The sequence below is a fragment of the Kitasatospora sp. NBC_00039 genome (assembly GCF_045160625.1).
Lineage (GTDB): Bacteria > Actinomycetota > Actinomycetes > Streptomycetales > Streptomycetaceae > Kitasatospora.
This window is the reverse complement of sequence record NZ_CP108289.1, coordinates 6,766,657-6,782,089: the sequence shown is the minus strand read 5'-3', so window position 1 is coordinate 6,782,089 and position 15,433 is coordinate 6,766,657. Positions and strand designations below refer to the sequence as shown.

At 74.4% G+C, this 15,433-nt stretch carries 17 protein-coding genes and 1 pseudogene; 13 read left to right on the top strand and 5 right to left on the bottom strand.

The features are described 5' to 3' along the window. The first annotated feature begins 147 nt into the window (after positions 1-147). The 5 genes from OG286_RS30200 to OG286_RS30180 all read left to right on the top strand — a co-directional run bounded on the left by OG286_RS30200 (position 148) and on the right by OG286_RS30180 (position 4,792). Positions 148-714: an OsmC family protein gene (locus OG286_RS30200; protein WP_396319067.1), complete on the top strand. Its 567-nt coding sequence runs from the start codon at positions 148-150 to the stop codon at positions 712-714. Then, on the top strand, positions 711-2,330 hold the full coding sequence (locus OG286_RS30195; protein ID WP_405365904.1) for a dihydrolipoyl dehydrogenase family protein: 1,620 nt from the start codon (positions 711-713) through the stop codon (positions 2,328-2,330). The genes OG286_RS30200 and OG286_RS30195 overlap by 4 nt, the downstream gene beginning before the upstream one ends. A gap of 247 nt (positions 2,331-2,577) precedes the next feature. After that, positions 2,578-3,672, top strand: coding sequence for a WD40/YVTN/BNR-like repeat-containing protein (locus OG286_RS30190; RefSeq protein ID WP_396319069.1), 1,095 nt, complete (start codon positions 2,578-2,580; stop codon positions 3,670-3,672). A gap of 98 nt (positions 3,673-3,770) precedes the next feature. Next, positions 3,771-3,941: a hypothetical protein gene (locus OG286_RS30185; RefSeq protein ID WP_396319070.1), complete on the top strand. Its 171-nt coding sequence runs from the start codon at positions 3,771-3,773 to the stop codon at positions 3,939-3,941. A 65-nt stretch (positions 3,942-4,006) separates the two neighbouring features. Continuing rightward, positions 4,007-4,792 (top strand): GNAT family N-acetyltransferase, encoded by a 786-nt coding sequence (locus OG286_RS30180; protein WP_405359390.1) that lies wholly within the window; start codon positions 4,007-4,009, stop codon positions 4,790-4,792. 134 nt (positions 4,793-4,926) lie between these two features. Here the strand turns inward: OG286_RS30180 and OG286_RS30175 are convergent, their stop codons facing one another. Beyond that, complete coding sequence (locus tag OG286_RS30175; RefSeq protein ID WP_405359392.1) at positions 4,927-5,814, bottom strand: EamA family transporter; 888 nt, start codon at positions 5,812-5,814, stop codon at positions 4,927-4,929. 54 nt (positions 5,815-5,868) lie between these two features. Between OG286_RS30175 and OG286_RS30170 the strand changes: the two genes are divergently transcribed. The 3 genes from OG286_RS30170 to OG286_RS30160 all read left to right on the top strand — a co-directional run bounded on the left by OG286_RS30170 (position 5,869) and on the right by OG286_RS30160 (position 8,510). Then, positions 5,869-6,732, top strand: a complete 864-nt coding sequence (locus OG286_RS30170) for a MurR/RpiR family transcriptional regulator (RefSeq protein WP_405359394.1) — start codon at positions 5,869-5,871, stop codon at positions 6,730-6,732. Positions 6,733-6,808: 76 nt separating this feature from the next. Beyond that, a complete protein-coding gene (locus OG286_RS30165) occupies positions 6,809-7,840 on the top strand; it encodes a LacI family DNA-binding transcriptional regulator (RefSeq protein ID WP_396319072.1) in 1,032 nt (343 codons plus the stop codon). Positions 7,841-7,994: 154 nt separating this feature from the next. Continuing rightward, complete coding sequence (locus OG286_RS30160) at positions 7,995-8,510, top strand: EF-hand domain-containing protein (protein ID WP_405359396.1); 516 nt, start codon at positions 7,995-7,997, stop codon at positions 8,508-8,510. 101 nt (positions 8,511-8,611) lie between these two features. Here the strand turns inward: OG286_RS30160 and OG286_RS30155 are convergent. Beyond that, positions 8,612-8,887: pseudogene (locus OG286_RS30155) on the bottom strand (cupin domain-containing protein); the annotation flags it as partial. A gap of 55 nt (positions 8,888-8,942) precedes the next feature. Continuing rightward, the gene (locus tag OG286_RS30150; protein WP_396319074.1) at positions 8,943-9,581 is read right to left on the bottom strand and encodes a LysE family translocator; all 639 of its coding nucleotides are present in this window, start codon (positions 9,579-9,581) and stop codon (positions 8,943-8,945) included. A 146-nt stretch (positions 9,582-9,727) separates the two neighbouring features. Here OG286_RS30150 and OG286_RS30145 point away from each other — a divergent pair, with 146 nt between their 5' ends. Together OG286_RS30145 and OG286_RS30140 are read left to right on the top strand one after the other, a co-directional pair. Further along, entirely contained in the window at positions 9,728-10,174 is a 447-nt protein-coding gene (locus OG286_RS30145) for an SRPBCC domain-containing protein (RefSeq protein ID WP_396319075.1), read from the top strand. Then, positions 10,171-10,563 carry an ArsR/SmtB family transcription factor gene (locus tag OG286_RS30140; protein ID WP_396319076.1) on the top strand — a complete coding sequence of 131 codons (393 nt, stop codon included), beginning with the start codon at positions 10,171-10,173 and terminating at the stop codon, positions 10,561-10,563. Before OG286_RS30145 ends, OG286_RS30140 begins: the two co-directional genes overlap by 4 nt. Positions 10,564-10,597: 34 nt before the next feature. On the opposite strand, the gene OG286_RS30135 is transcribed toward OG286_RS30140, so the two are convergent. Then, positions 10,598-11,119, bottom strand: a complete 522-nt coding sequence (locus tag OG286_RS30135) for a CGNR zinc finger domain-containing protein (RefSeq protein WP_396319077.1) — start codon at positions 11,117-11,119, stop codon at positions 10,598-10,600. 128 nt (positions 11,120-11,247) lie between these two features. Between OG286_RS30135 and OG286_RS30130 the strand changes: the two genes are divergently transcribed. Next, a complete protein-coding gene (locus OG286_RS30130; RefSeq protein ID WP_396319078.1) occupies positions 11,248-11,703 on the top strand; it encodes a GNAT family N-acetyltransferase in 456 nt (151 codons plus the stop codon). Then, positions 11,700-13,175, top strand: a complete 1,476-nt coding sequence (locus OG286_RS30125) for an MFS transporter (protein ID WP_405365903.1) — start codon at positions 11,700-11,702, stop codon at positions 13,173-13,175. The genes OG286_RS30130 and OG286_RS30125 overlap by 4 nt, the downstream gene beginning before the upstream one ends. On the opposite strand, the gene OG286_RS30120 is transcribed toward OG286_RS30125, so the two are convergent. Then, positions 13,167-13,892 carry a helix-turn-helix domain-containing protein gene (locus tag OG286_RS30120; protein WP_396319080.1) on the bottom strand — a complete coding sequence of 242 codons (726 nt, stop codon included), beginning with the start codon at positions 13,890-13,892 and terminating at the stop codon, positions 13,167-13,169. The genes OG286_RS30125 and OG286_RS30120 overlap by 9 nt on opposite strands. 127 nt (positions 13,893-14,019) lie before the next feature. Between OG286_RS30120 and OG286_RS30115 the strand changes: the two genes are divergently transcribed. Beyond that, positions 14,020-15,429, top strand: coding sequence for an MFS transporter (locus OG286_RS30115; protein ID WP_405365902.1), 1,410 nt, complete (start codon positions 14,020-14,022; stop codon positions 15,427-15,429). The last annotated feature ends 4 nt before the right edge of the window (positions 15,430-15,433 follow it).

The window sequence follows — 15,433 nt, the reverse complement described above, 5'->3', positions numbered from 1 at the left end:
GCGTTCGGGGCTGTCCGCCCAGGGCCGGGCGGCCGGCCGGGGCGGCCCCCGGGGCGCAGGCCCGGCTCGTCTCCGGGGGCCCTGGGCCTGTGCCGAGAGCGCACCATCCGCGTGTTCGGCTGCGCCGAGCGGGCGAATCGTCGCAGGATGGGCACGGCGTCGGCACCCGCCCGGCGCCGACCCACCGAGAGCGAGGGCGAGCCCGCGATGAGCCAGAACCCGACCAGTTCGACCGTCAGTGCAGCCGTGGACGGGAGTACCGCGCCGGGCGCCACGCAGGACGACGCGCAGGCCGCCGCCCCCGAGTTCCGGCGGGTCACCACCGCCCTGGTGACCGGAACCTCAGCCGACGCGCCGTTCCATGTGGACGTGAAGGCGGGCACGCACCCGCTGACCTCCGACGAGCCGGTGCGGCGCGGCGGTTCGGACAGCGGGCCGGAGCCGTTCGCCCTGCTGCTCGCCTCGCTCGGCTCCTGCACCGCGATCACCCTCCGGATGTACGCGGAGCGCAAGGAGTGGCCGTTGGAGTCCGTCCGGGTCAGGCTCGGGTACGAGACGGACGGGCGCAACGGCCGGATCACGCGCCGGGTCGCACTCAGCGGCGCGCTCGACGACACCCAGCGCACCCGGCTGCTCGACATCTGCGAACGCACACCCGTCACCCTCGCCCTGCGCGCCGGGGTGGCCATCGACACGACGGAGGACCACGCGTGACGACCACTTCTTCCGCCTCTTCTTCCTCGTCGGCCGCACCCGAGGAGTACGACGTCATCGTGGTGGGCGCCGGACCCACCGGCGAGAACGTGGCCGACCGCACCGCCGCCGCCGGCCTGCGCACGGTGATCGTGGAGAGCGAGCTGGTGGGCGGCGAATGCTCGTACTGGGCGTGCATGCCGAGCAAGGCGCTGCTGCGGCCGGTGGCCGCGCTGGCCGGCGCCCGGGCGGTGGCGGGAGCGCGCGAAGCCGTCGGCGGCCGGGCGCTGGACCCGGCCGCAGTGCTGGCCCGGCGTGACTCGTTCACCTCGCACTGGCAGGACGACGGCCAGGTGAAGTGGCTGCGCGACACCGGCATCGAGCTGGTCCGCGGCCACGGCCGGCTGGCCGGGGTCCGGACCGTCACCGTCGAGGCCGAGGACGGCAGCGAGCGGGTGCTCACCGCCCGGCACGCCGTCGCCGTCTGCACCGGCAGCCGGCCGGTGCTGCCGCAGGCCGTTCCCGGACTGGCCGAGGCCCGCCCCTGGACCAACCGCGAGGCGACCGGTTCGCCCACCGTTCCCGGGCGGCTCGCGGTGGTCGGCGGCGGGGTGGTCGGCGTGGAGATGGCCACCGCGTGGCGGGCACTCGGCTCCGAGGTGGTGCTGCTGGTCCGCGGCGACGCGCTGCTGCCCCGGATGGAACCGTTCGCCGGCGAGCTGGTCGCCGAGGGTCTGCGGGCAGCCGGGGTGGACGTGCGGTTCGGGGTCTCGGTGGCCTCGCTGGAGCGGGTGGACGGCTCGGGGGCCGACGGCTCTCACGTCACTGTGGTGCTGGCGGAAGGCGAGCGGCTCACCGTCGACGAGGTGCTGTACGCCACCGGCAGGGCGCCGCGAACCGCGGACGTCGGCCTGGAGCAGGTCGGCCTCAAGCCCGGCTCCTGGCTGGACGTGGACGACAGCTGCACGGTGCTCGGCGTGGCCGCCTCGGGCGGCTCGGGCGGCTCGGGCGGCTCGGGCGGCTCGGGCGGCTCGGGCGGCTCGGGCGGCTCGGGCGGCTCGGGCGGCTCGGGCGGCTCGGGCGGCTCGGGCGGCTCGGGCGGCTCGGGCGGCTCGGGCGGTGCCTGGCTGTACGCGGCCGGGGACGTCAACCACCGTGCGCTGCTCACCCACCAGGGCAAGTACCAGGCGCGGATCGCGGGCGCCGCCATCGTGGCGCGCGCCCAGGGGCGCCCACTGGACACGTCGCGCTGGGGCGCGCACGCCGCGTCCGCGGACAGCGCCGGTGCGCCGCAGGTCGTCTTCACCGAGCCGGAGGTGGCGGCCGTGGGCCTCACCCTGGACGCCGCCGAGCGGCTGGGCCTTCGCGTCACGGCGGTCGACCACGACCTCGGCGCCGTCGCCGGCGCCTCGCTGTACGGCGACGATTACCGGGGGAAGGCCCGGGTCGTCTTCGACCTGGACCGGGAGGTGCTGGTCGGCGCCTGTTTCGTCGGCCCCGGGGTCGCGGAGCTGCTGCACTCGGCCACCGTCGCGGTGGTCGGCGAGGTGCCGATCGACCGGCTCTGGCACGCCGTGCCCGCGTACCCCACGATCAGCGAGGTCTGGCTGCGGCTGCTGGAGGGGTGCCGGGGCTGAGGAAGGCGTCTCGCCGCCTGCGGCGGGTACCGGCGCAGGGCGGTCACCGGCACGGACCCGTCGCCGGCACAGGGCGGTCACCGGCGCAGAGCGGGCGCCGGAACACGGCGGTCGCCGGCAGGGACCCGTCACCGCCACCGGGCCGTCACCGGCGCGGCGAGATGTGCCCTCGGGTGGACAGCGGGACACTGGCCGATGGAGGGGGTGCCCGGAGGGGGGCCGTTTCACCGACCAGGTGGTGTGTGGCATGACCGAGGTGCTGTTGGCTGTCGGAACCGAGAAGGGCCTCTTTCTCGGCCGCAGTCGCGACCGGCTGAACTGGGAGTTCAGCGGGCCGCACTTCCCGATGAACGCGATCTACTCCGTCTCGATCGACCGCCGGGCGGGGAGCGTCCGGCTGCTGGCCGGCGCCGACAGCAGCCACTGGGGCCCGTCGGTCTGGCGCTCGGACGACCTCGGCGCGAGCTGGTCCGAGCCGTCCAAGCCCGCCATCCGCTTCCCCGAGCACACCGGCGCCTCGCTCACCCGGGTCTGGCAGCTCCAGCCGGCCGGCGACGAGGCGCCCGGGGTCGTCTATGCGGGCACCGAGCCCGCCGCGCTGTTCCGCTCCGAGGACGGCGGCGAGACCTTCGCCCTGGTCGAGTCGCTCTGGGCGCACCCGCAGCGCTCGGAGTGGGGTGCCGGCTACGGCGGCCAGGGCCTGCACACCGTCCTCACCGACCCGCGCGACGCCGGGCGCCTGCTCGTCGCCGTCTCCAGCGGCGGTGTCTACCGCAGCAAGGACGGCGGCGGAAGCTGGGAGCCGTCCAACACCGGCCTGCGCGCGGAGTTCCTCCCCGAGGAGAACCAGTACCCCGAGTTCGGCCAGTGCGTGCACAAGATCGCCCGCGACGCCGTCAACCTCGACCGCCTCTACCTGCAGAACCACGGCGGCGTCTACCGCAGTGACGACGCGGGTGCCAGCTGGCAGTTCGTCACCGACGGCCTGCCCGCCGACTTCGGCTTCGCCGTCGCCGCGCACCCGCGCCGCGCCGACACCGCCTACCTCTTCCCGCTCGGCGGCGCGGACGACCGGATCCCGCCGGACCGCCGCTGCCGCGTCTTCCGCACCGACAACGGCGGCGACAGCTGGCTCCCGCTCAGCAAGGGCCTCCCCGGTGAGGACCACTACGGTGTCGTGCTGCGCGACGCCCTTCGCACCGACGACGCCGAGCCGGCCGGCATCTACTTCGGCAACCGCAACGGCGACGTCTTCGGCAGCCCCGACGAGGGCGAGAGCTGGTCCCTGCTCACCTCCCACCTGCCGGACGTGCTCTGCGTGCGGGCGGCGGTGGTCGGTTGAGGCCCGGGGCGGAGTCCGGCGCGAGTCCGGGGGCGGGTACGGCCGAGGACGCGTCTGCCGACGCCCCCGGCCTGCGCCCGGACGGGAGCCCGCCCGCCATGCGGGACACCGCCCCGGAGCCGTACCCGCGCGACGGTCTCACCGCGCTGCCGCACGAAGCCTTCGCCTCCGGGGCCCGCCGGAAGCCCGGCTGCGCCACCGCGGCTCCCGTTCGCGGCTTCGGCTCCCTCGGCCCGCTCGGTAACGGCCCGGGCGAGCAACCCGGTTGATCCCGAGGCGGGCCATCGCCGAGCATGGCGGGTGGACGGCTGCCCTCGGAGATCGGACGGACGGCATGGCGGAGAAGGAAACTGACTGGGAGTTCGGGCGCGACATCGACGGCCTTCCTGTGGTGCGGTTCCTGCGCGGTGAGCGGGAGGGGCGGCCCTGGGCCAGCCTGCTGGAGGCCTTGGCGCCGGGCCAGGCCGGCGGCGCTGCCGTCAGTGCCGCCGATCCGGTGGAGTTCGTACTGGCCTCCATGGCCGGCTGGATGGTTACCTGTCCCGTCGAGTTCGGCGAGCGGCTACGCGGCCGCGGGGCGGCCGTGGTCCGCCACGGCCACAGCATGCACCGGGACCTCACCGGTGATCCTCCTTCCGTCGGCTGGGCCGCGTGGGCGCGGACCCCGCTGCGGGACGGGTTCCGCGCGGTGCCGTGCGATCGCGACGCCGGGACGATGCTGGCGGCGTGCCGCACCGCCTTCGGCCCGGGCCACCCGGACCACCGGCCCACCAGTGACGAGCAGCTTCGGGAGGAGCTGCGACGCGTCCTCTCCGGAGAGGTCATCGGGCCGCTGCTGCCGACCGGCTCCCTGGTGGTGGACGACGAGGACGAGGTCGTGGGCGGCCTCGTCCTGACCGACTTCGACGGCGTGCCGTGGGTCGCGAAGATCTTCCGCCACCCGGAGCGCAGTTACCCGGGCCTCGGCCGCGAGCTGCTGCACCGCTGTCTGGGCAACCTCGCCGGCCACGGACGCACCGAGGTGGGACTGGCGGTCACCGAGGGCAACCCCGCCCGGCGCCTGTACGAATCGCTCGGCTTCCGGGTGACCAAGTCCACCCTGACGGTCGCCGTCCCCTGAGCCCCGCCGCCAGGCTCGAGACCGGGCCGCAAGCCGGGCCCCACCGCGGCCGCCCACGGCGCACAGCCCGGGAGCCCCGCGCCCCTCAGCCCCCACGGCCCCGGAGCCCCCGCCGCCGAAACGGGCGGCATGGTCTACGGGTGGGCCAACTCCAGGACCGCGATGCCGGCCAGGACGATGGCACTGGCGGTCATCCGCAGCCGGCCGAGGCGCTCGCGGAAGACCACCGTGGCTATCAGCGCCGCGATGACGATGCTCGTCTCGCGCAGGGCGGCGATGCTCGCCAGGTTGCCCCGGGACTGCGCCCAGACCACCAGCCCGTAGGCGGTCAGCGAGAGCACCCCGCCGGCGAGCCCGACCCGCACCACCGAACCGCTGACCCCGGTGAACAGGCCCCGCCCGCGGCGGAGCCGGACGATCAGGGCCAGGCTCGGCCCCTGCAGCAGGAAGAGCCAGGCGACGTAGCCGCCGACCGTCCCGGCATGCCGGACGCCGCTGCCGTCCAACACGGTGTACGCGGCGATCATCACGCCGGTACCGGCGGCCGCCCCGAGCGCGGGCAGCTGCGCCCGCCCGGGTATCCCCTTGGCGAAGGCGAGCCCGATCAGGCCGGAGGAGACCACCAGGACGCCGAGCAGCTGCCCGCCGCCAAGGCCCTGCCCGAGCAGCGTCACCGAGAGCAGTGCCACCAGCATCGGCGCCGAACCGCGGGCGATCGGGTACATCTGCCCGAAGTCCCCCAGCTGGTAGGCCCGGAGAAGCAGGATCTGGGCCGTCACCTCCATCACCACCGAGGCGATGAGGAACGGCCAGGACTCGGCGGCCGGCAGCGGACAGAGCGCGACCAGGACCACCGCGCAGGCCGTGTAGGCGAGGTTGATCAGGGCGAAGCCGACCAGCTTGTCCTGGATCCGGTGCGCCAGCCCGTTCCAGACGGCGTGCAGGACCGCCGCGGCGAGGACGGCGACGGGCACGGCCGCCGCCGACCCACCGCCCGGCAGCGCGAGCGCGATCTCGGGCATGGCAAAGCTCCCTCCAGCCAGGTCTGGAACCGAGTTCCACGCTACAGTAGGCCCATGGAAGACCGTTCCGATTTTTCTCCCCTGGAATCCCAGCTGGCCGCCCACATCCGCGCCCACCTCGGCGAGCTGCGAGGCACCGAGGCCCGCGTCGCCCAGGTCGTCCTGGACCGGGGAGCCGACCTGGTGCGCCTGAGCGTGAGCGACGTCGCCGAGCTGGCCGGCACCGCGTCCTCATCCGTGGTCCGAGCCTGCCAGCGGCTCGGGTTCCGCGGCTACCAGGAGCTGAAGATCGCGGCCGTCCGGCAGGCCCCGGCCCCGACGCCCTCCCCCGACGACCGGCGGGACCCTGCCGCCCGGGCGCTCGCCGACACCGTCCGGGCCGCCCGCGAGGCGCTCGACGGGATGGCCACCACCCTCGGCGCGGACGACCTGCGGGCCGCGGCCGAGGCGCTGGACGCCGCCCGCCACGTGCTGCTCGTCGGCGCAGGCCTCTCCGGCGCGGTCGCCCTCGACGCCGCCTACCGCCTGCGCGCCCTCGGCCTGCTGGTCGACGCCCCCGCCGACCCGCTCACCGCCCAGCTCGCCGCGGCCCAGCTGCCGCCCACCGCGGTCTGCCTGGTCGTCAGCCACACCGGCGCGACGCAAACGGTGGTCGACACCGCCCGCTGCGCCCGTGAGGCCGGCGCGGCCGTGATCGCCCTCACCAGCTACGCCCGCTCCCCCCTCACCGAGCTGGCCACCCACACCCTCGTCGCCGGCGGCCAGGACCTCGTCTTCGGCCTGGAGACCACCGCCAGCCGCATCGCCCACCTGACGGCGGTCGACGCACTGACGCTCACCCTGCTGGCGCGGAGGGGGGAGGCGGCGGAGCGGGCGCTCAACCTGTCGGCGGACGTCGTGGCCGACCAGTTGTACTGACCGCGGCGGGCAGGGCCGCCGCGCGGCCGGGAAACGCCGGGCCGGACGGTCAGAGGTGGTGTGTAGGCTCGCGGACATGGCGAGGGTGACGCGGGACGATGTGGCGAGGGCGGCGGGGACGTCTACCGCAGTTGTCAGTTATGTGATCAACAACGGGCCGCGGCCCGTGGCGGCGGCGACCCGGGAGCGGGTGCTGGCGGTGGTCGAGGAGCTCGGGTACCGGCCGAACCGGGTCGCGCAGGCCATGGCCCGGCGGCGGACCAACCTGATCGGCATGGTCGTCCCGGACGCCCGGCAGCCGTTCTTCGCTGGGCTCGCACACATGGTCGAGCAGGCCGCGGCCGAGCGCGGCCGGCTGTTGCTGATCGGGAACTCGGACTACGCGGACGAGCGCGAGGCCCACTACATCCGGGCGTTCCTCGGGATGCAGGTGGACGGCCTGATCCTGGTGACGCAGGACCCGGCCGTGCCCGGGGTGTCCGGGGTCGACGCGGGCGACGGCACTCCCGTGGTGCTGCTGCACCACCGGGCGGAGACCGAGAGCGGCGTGGCCGTCGTCGCGGACGACGAGGGCGGGGCGCAGGAGGTGGTGCGCCACCTGCTGGCGCACGGCCACGCCGGGGTGCACTGCTTCGGCGGCACGTTCGCGCTCAGCCACAACGACCCGGTGACCGCCCGGACCGCCGGGTGGGCGGCCGCCCTCGCCGAGGCCGGTCTGCCCGCCGACGGGCACCTGACCCCGGCACCGTTCGACCGCGTCCGGGCGCACGCCGGGGCGCGCGCGCTGCTGAGTCGCCCCGACCGCCCCTCGGCCGTCTTCTGCGCGACGGACGACCAGGCGATCGGCCTGCTGCGGGCCGCCGACGACCTGGGCATCCGCGTCCCGGAGGACCTCGCGGTCGCCGCCTTCGACGACATCGCCGAGGCCGTCATCGCCGGACCACCGCTCACCACCGTGGCCGCCGCCCAGGACGAGATGGCACGCGCCGCCGTCGACCTGGTGCTGCAGGCCCGCGCGGACGAGGAGCCCGCCCCGGCGGGCGCGCGGACGTTCCCCACCCGGCTGGTGGTCCGCCGCTCCTGCGGCTGCACGCCGGAAGGCGGCTGATCCGGGGCGAACGGGCGAGCCGCGCCCCTCGGCTGCCCGGGCGGCGTGGCCGTCGGCGGGTCGGACCGGCAGTGACCCCCGGCCGGGGCGGGCGTTTGTCAGGGCGAAGGATCACGCGTCGGTCCCGTTCCGCACCCCCGCCAAAGGCGCACGCATGGACACCACCACCGCCAAGAGCCACATCTTCGCCATGCTGGACGTGGACGGGGACGGCGTCATCTCCCGGCCGGAGTACCTCGCCCGACCCGGGCGCGCGGCGTCGGCACTGGGCCGGGACGAGGGCGATCCGTTGGTCGCGGCCGCCCGGGCGGCGCACGAGCGGGTGTACGCGTCGATGGACGCGGACGGGGACGGCCGGGTGACCTTCGAGGAGTACGCCGCCTGGGCGGGCGCCGGGGCGTTCGACGAGGTCTGCCGGCAGGCGCTCGGCTCGCTGTTCGACCTCGCCGACGCCGACGCGGACGGCGCCCTGGGCCGGGCCGAGTTCACGCGCCTGCGGGCGGCGTTGGGCAACCCCGCCGACAGCGCCGCGAAGGCGTTCGACGCGCTGGACGCCGACGGGGACGGGCGAGTCGGCCGCGACGAGTACCTGGCCTCGATCCGCGACTTCGTCACCGACGGCGCGTCACTCATGGCCGAGACCCTGCACGCGGGGAGCGTCCGGGACTAGCGCGCGTCCGACGGAACGGCCGCCACCGCCGCGTACAGGACGTCGCGCGGGCCGGACAGTGACTCCTGGTCGGCCCGCCAGACCAGCCGGAGGCTGAGGTCCACGTCGCCGCGCTCCGCGATGACCACCTGGTCGCCGGAGAGCAGTTGGGCGGTGCCGTCGAGGACGTGGAACATCTCGGCGGACTTGCCGTGGTGGTGCGGACGGGCGCCGTTCGCACCCTTGCCGAGGGTGACCCGCATGGTGGAGAGCGCTCCGCCGGTGGCCGGGCTGTCGACGAGCAGCTGGTTGGTCACCGGGCCGCCCGCGCCCGTCAGCTCGGCGTCGGCGGCGCGCACGACGACGGTCTCGTCGAAGTCGGGGGCGAAGAGGGACATGACTCGCTCCCGAACTCTTGACCACGCCGAACGTACGTCAACAGAAGTGCGGGTGTCAGTCCTTACGGCCCGTCACGGCGACGGTCACCCCGAGGCCGATCATGGTGAGCCCGCCGACCCCGCCGACCAGGGCGAGCCGCTGCGGCGAGCGGGCGAACCAGCTCCGCGTGGTGGCCGCGACCAGCCCCCACAGGCTGTCCGAGACCACGGCGATGACGTTGAAGATCAGGCCGAGCAGCAGCATCTGCACCGTGACGTGGCCCCGGTCTCGGTCCACGAACTGCGGGAGCACGGCGGCGAAGAACACCATGGTCTTGGGATTGGCCACGCCGACGGCGAACCCCTCCCCCAGGGTGCGCAGGCTGCCGTGCGCGGGGCCCTCACCGGTGAACACTGCCTGCAGCGAACCGCGATGCCGCACCGCCTTGACACCGAGGTGGACCAGGTACGCGGCGCCGGCCAGCTTCAGCCCCGTGTAGACGAGGACCGAGCGCTCCACCACCGCCCCGACCCCGAACGCCACGGCCACGACGAGCACGTAGGCACCGAGCGTGTTCCCCACGACCGTGGTCAGCGCGGCCCGGCGCCCCTGCGCCAGGGCCCGCCCGATCACGAACAGCACGCTGGGGCCGGGGATCACGATCAGCAGGAAGGACATGGCCGCGAATGCCAGCAACCGGTCGGTCGACACCATGCGCCCCATGTAAGCACGGGGCCGTTCCCGGCCACAGCGCTTTTCCGCCACAACCCCGGCCCTTGATGCAACTCACCGGTTGCACCTGCCGGGGGCGATGTGCAACCCTGGAGTTGCACCTACTGGCAGCAACGGAGGAGCCCCTCATGAGCAAGGACCGGATCGAGCGCGACATCCTGATCGAAGCACCGGTGGAGCGGGTCTGGCCGCTGGTGGCCCAGCCCGGATTCTGGGTCGCCGACGAGGCGAGCCTGCCCGGCACCGTGGCGAAGGAAGGCGAGTCGATGGTGGCGAGGAACGCCGAGTACGGCGACTTCCCCGTGCGGGTGGAGAAGGTCGAGCCGCCGACCTACCTGGCCTACCGCTGGGCCAGTGCCTTCCCCGGCGAGGACCTGCGCGCGGACAACAGCACCCTCGTGGAGTTCACGCTGGTGCAGGAGGGCGACAAGACCCGGCTGCACGTCGTGGAGAGCGGGTTCGTGGCGCTGACCGGCTCCGAGGACCTGCGCAGCAAGGCCCTGAAGGACAACACGGACGGCTGGCCGCAGGTGCTGGACGCCTTCAAGAAGCGCGTCGAACAGTCGTCGGTGTGACCGGCGAACACTCCGACGCCGCAGGACGGGCCGAACAGGCGGAGCCCGTCGACAGCGTGCTCGCCGCGCTGGCCGACCCGACCCGGCGCCGGCTGCTCGACCTGCTCGCCGGCCACGGGGAGGCCAGCGCGACCACCCTGGCCGATCAACTCCCCGTCTCACGGCAGGCCGTGGTCAAACACCTCGCCGTGCTGGACGCTGCGGGCCTGGTCACCGGCGGCCGGGCCGGCCGCGAGGTCCGGTACACCGTCCGCCCGGCTGCCCTGGACGCGACCGCGCGGTGGATGGCGGCGCTGGCGACCGACTGGGACCGGCGGTTGGCCGCCATCAAGCGCGTCGCCGAGGCGGCGGAGCGGGAGGCGCGCCGCGACGGCGACCCCGAGGCGTGAGAGGCGCCGGGCCGCGGCCCGCGCCGGTGTGCCGTCATCGCGCGTGCCTCGCGCGGTGGCGGCGGACCGCGTCCCGGTTGGCGCAGCGGTGGGAACAGTAGCGTTGCCGCCCGGTGCGGGTGGTGTCGGCGAAGATCGTGGTGCACTCGGTGACCGCGCACCGGCCGAGGCGGTGCATGCCCCGTCCCACCAGGTGCAGCGCGGTGCCGACGGAGATCAGCGAGCAGAGCAGCCGGCCGAGCGACTGCCGGTCATCCCGGTAGTGCAGGTGCCAGCCGTCGCCGGAGTGATCGGTCAGCCTCGGGTGGTCGGAGGCGGCCGCCAGCATCCGGTTGAGCAGCTCGGCGCGGTCGTGCTCGTCGGCGGCGTCGACGACCTTCTCCCAGGTGTCCAGCGCCGCCGCCGTGCGCTCCAGGTCGTTCGGCGCGGCCGGGCCGTCCACCACGAGCCCGGCCGCGCGGCACCGTTCGGCGAGCTCCTCGGCGGTGGTGGGGCGCCGGTTGGCGAGGTCGGCGGCCAGGTTCACGGCGTCCTCGCCGTAAGGGTTGAGGTGCATAAGACCATGACAGCACTCTGGTCGGCATGAGTCACCCCATCAGTCACACCGTCAGTCAGCCCATCAGCCACCGAACCGGTCACGGAACCAGCCGGCACCTCGAGAGCCACTCCCGGATACGCCCGGCCGTGGAGCAGGACATCTCCGAACTCGTCCGCCTGCGCGCGTTGTTGTTTGAGCAGCTCGGCGGCGAGTACTTCAACCCGTCCTCGGGGGAAGGCAGTTGGCGGGACGCGCTGGCCGACGTCCTGGAGCGGCAGCTCGCCGCAGGCACCATGCGGATCCTCGTGGTGGACGGCGACGAGGGTGACGGCCTCGCCGCCTGCGGCATCGGATCGGTCGAACAGCGGCTGCCCGGACCGCACCTGCGCAACGGTCGGGCCGGGCTCGTGATCGGTGTCGTCACCGCCCCCGCGTACCGGCGGCGCGGCCACAGCCGCGCGATCATGCGAGGCCTGCTCGACTGGTTCCGCGAGCGGGACGTCGCCCGGGTGGACCTCTACGCCTCCCACGAGGGCGAACCGCTGTACCGAGAACTCGGCTTCGTGGACCACCCCGACCCGGCCCTGTACTGGCGCCCGTGACCGGCCGCAACCCGCCCGCCGCCGGCGACGTCGCCACCGCACCCGCCGCCCCCACAACCACCTTTGCCACACCAGCCGTTGCCGCCCCCGCCACTGCCGGGCCGACCGTTGCCGCACCTGATGCCGCACCTGATGCCGCCACGCCACGCAGCGGGCGGTACCGGTGGGTCGTCCTCGGCATCGCCACCTTCACCCAGGCCGCGTCCTGCTTCTTCGTCCAGGGCATCGGCGCGATGGGCGTCCTCCTCCGGCGCGACCTGCACCTGAGCACCGCCCAGCTCGGACTCCTGCTCTCGGCGGCCCAGTTGGTCCCGCTCGTCGGCCTGCTGGTGGCCGGGGAACTGCTGGACCGCTACAACGAGCGCTGGGTCGTCGGGATCGGCGCCGGCGTGGTCGCCGCGGGCCTGACCGCGGGCAGCCTGGTGCAGGGCTACGGAGCCCTGCTCCTCGTGCTGCTGGTGGTCGGCGCGGGCTACAGCACCGCACAGCCCGGCGGGAGCAAGTCGGTCGCGTCCTGGTTCGACCCCTCCCGGCGAGGCCTCGCGATGGGCATCCGCCAGGCGGGGCTCCCCCTGGCCGGGGCGCTCGCCGCTGCCGTCCTGCCCACCCTCGCCGAGGCGTTCGGCCTGCGGGCGGCGTTCGCGGCCGGCGGGGCCGTCGCGCTGCTGGGGGCCGTCGTCTTCATGGGCTTCTACCGACAACCGCCCACCGTGAACGCCCCGGACACCCCGGGCTCCTCCGCCGCCCCGGCCGACCCGGTCACCCCGGCCGACCCGGTCACCCCGAACACCCCGGCTGCCCCGGCTGCCCCGGCTGCCCCGGCTGCCCTGCCCGGGAGGAAGCCGCGCGACCCACTCGCGTCGCAACTCGGCGACCGGGTACGGATCTTGCGCGAACCGGCCCTGGTCAAGGCCGTGCTGTCCGGCCTGACCCTGGTCTCGGTGCACTGCGGCGTCGGCGTTCTGACGGCGCTGTACCTCCATGACGTGACGTCGCTCGGAGCCGGCCCGGCGGCCGCGGTCCTCGTCGTCACCCAGTGCGCGGGTGCGGCCGGGCGCATCTGCCTGGCCGCCTGGAGCGACCGCAGTCGGTCCGGGCGCTACACCCCGGTGATGACGTGCATGGCCGCGGCGGTGGCGGGGATGGCGGCGCTGATCACACCCCTGGGCCAGTCGCCTGTGGGGGCCTGCGTGTTGTTCGCCTGGCTCGGGTTCTTCGGCATCGGCTGGTACGGCCCGTGGGTCGCCTACGTGGCCGAGTCGGCCCCGCCGGAGAGGACGGGATTCGCCCTCGGCCTGGCCATGGCGGCGACGCAGATCGCCGTCGTCCTGGTGCCGCCCGCCCTCGGCCTGCTCAAGGACTCGGTGCACGGATTCGCGCCGGTCTGGGGGGTGTTGGCAGCGGTGACCACTCTCGCCCTGGTGGTCACCGCCGTCTGCGGCCCGACGCGCTCCGGCGACAGTTCACGGTGATGCGTGTGCGTGTGCGTGTGCGGGTGCCGAGGACGGCCCGGTGCGGACGACGGCCTGGTCGCCGTGCGGTCCGAACAGGTGCAGGATCTCGACGGCCTTCGCGCCGGCCGGGCCGAACCAGTGCGGCTCGCCGGTGTCGAACTCCGCCACCTCGCCCGGGCGGAGGGTGAACTCGCGTTCTCCGATGACGAGTCGGAGTTCGCCGGCCAGCACGTAGAGCCATTCGTAGCCGAGGTGGGTCACGAGCTTCGGTTCACGGGGCGCGAGGACCTGCTTGAAGACCTGAACGCGTCCCGGGTACTGCGTCAGGGGCACCAGGACGCTGCCGGGCTCCCTGCGGCGGGGCTTCAGATGGACACGGGGGTCGCCGGTGGCCGGCGCCGCCACCAGCTGGTCGAGCGCGACGCGGTGCACGCGCGCCAGCGGGATGAGCAGTTCGAGGGTCGGGCGGCGCTTGCCGGATTCGAGGCGGGACAGCGTGCTCACCGAGATCCCGACCTCGGCCGCGAGCGCCTCCAGCGTGAGTCCGCGGTCGCGGCGCAGGGCGCGCAGCCGCGGCCCGATGCCGTCGAGGATCTCGGCGAGTTCGGTTTCCGCGACCCCGGTCTGTCCCGAGCCGGCGTGAGCGGGCTCGGCGTGAGCGGGCTCGGTCTGCACGGGTTCGGTCTGCACGGAGCCGGCGTGAGCGGGCTCGGCCTGAGCGGGTTCGGTCTGCATGAGTTCGGCTCCTGCCGGTTCGGCGTCCACACGTCCAGTTTTGCAGTCTTCGCAAATTCGGTGGGCCCACGCCCACTCCCGATCCGAGCATGGGCCCACCGGAAGTCCCGGACTGGAAGGTGGGCCCGTGAGCACAACATCCCTGGCTGTCCGACCCGCACTGAGTGTGCGCCGGCGTTGGACGGTGCTGGCCGTCTGCGCGCTGAGCATGTTCCTGGTCGGCCTGGACACCACCATCGTCAACGTGGGCCTGCCCACGATCGGGCGCGGCCTGGGCGTGGGGACGCGCGGCCTGGAATGGATCGTGGACGCCTACACCGTCGTCCTGGCCAGCCTCCTGATCTCGTCCGGCGCGCTCGCGGACCGCTTCGGGCGCCGCCGCGTGTTCCAGTGCGGGCTGGCCCTCTTCGGCGTGGCCTCCCTCGCCTGTGCGATCGCCCCGTCGATGGGCGCACTCGTCGCGGCGCGGACCCTCCAGGGGGTCGGGGCCTCGATGCTCAGCCCGGTGGCCCTGGCGATCGTGGTGAACGCGATGCCCGACCCGAAGGAGCGCGCGCAGGCGATCGGCGTGTGGGCCTCGGTCTTCGGGCTCAGCATGGCGGCCGGGCCGGTGACGGGCGGGGCGCTGATCGCGGCGTTCGGCTGGCGGTCGGTGTTCTGGGTGAACGCTCCGGTCATCGTCGCAGCCGTGGTCCTGAGTGCCGTGTTCGTGCCCGAGTCCCGCGCGGAGCGCGCGCGCCGGCTGGACCTGCCCGGCCAACTGCTCCTCACCGTCGCCGTGTGTGTCACGGTGGCTGTGCTCATCGAAGGGCCCCGCATCGGGTGGACCTCGCCCCTGACGCTGGCCGGATACGTCCTGGCCGTGGCGGCGGCGGCCGGATTCGTCCGGGTCGAACGGCACCGGAGCGAGCCCTTGATGGACCTCGGGCTCTTCCGGCGGCCGGTGTTCACCACGGCGGCCCTGGGCGCCGTGGCGGTGTTCGTCGCGCTGACCGTGAGCCTTCTGCTCACCACCTTCTGGCTCCAGCACGCTCGCGGATGGACGCCGCTCGAGGCGGGCACGGCGACCCTGCCGATGGCGCTGGGGGCGACCGTCTGCGCACCGTTGTCCGGCCGCCTGGTGGGGCTGGTCGGAGCTCGACGGCCACTCCTCCTCGCGGGCACCTTCATCACCGCCGGGGGCGCGCTCTGCCTGGTGAGCCCGGGGGAGGACGTGAACCTCCCGCTGCTCCTGGTGGCCTACCTGCTCATCGGCACCGGCTTCGGCTTCGCCAATGCACCGATCACCAACATCGCCGTGAGCGGCCTGCCGCCGGCCCGGGCCGGTGTGGCCGGGGCGATCACCTCCACCGCACGGCAGATCGGTTCGGCCGTCGGCATCGCCGTCGCCGGGGGTCTGGTCGCGGGTGTCGGCCCGGACGGCCTCGCCCGGGCCTCCCGGCCCGGCTGGCTGGTCGTGGTGGCCTGCGGGCTGTTCCTCTTCGTCGTGGCCCGCTACTCCCGCGCGGCCGTTCCGGCCGCCCGCCGCGCGGGATGACGCA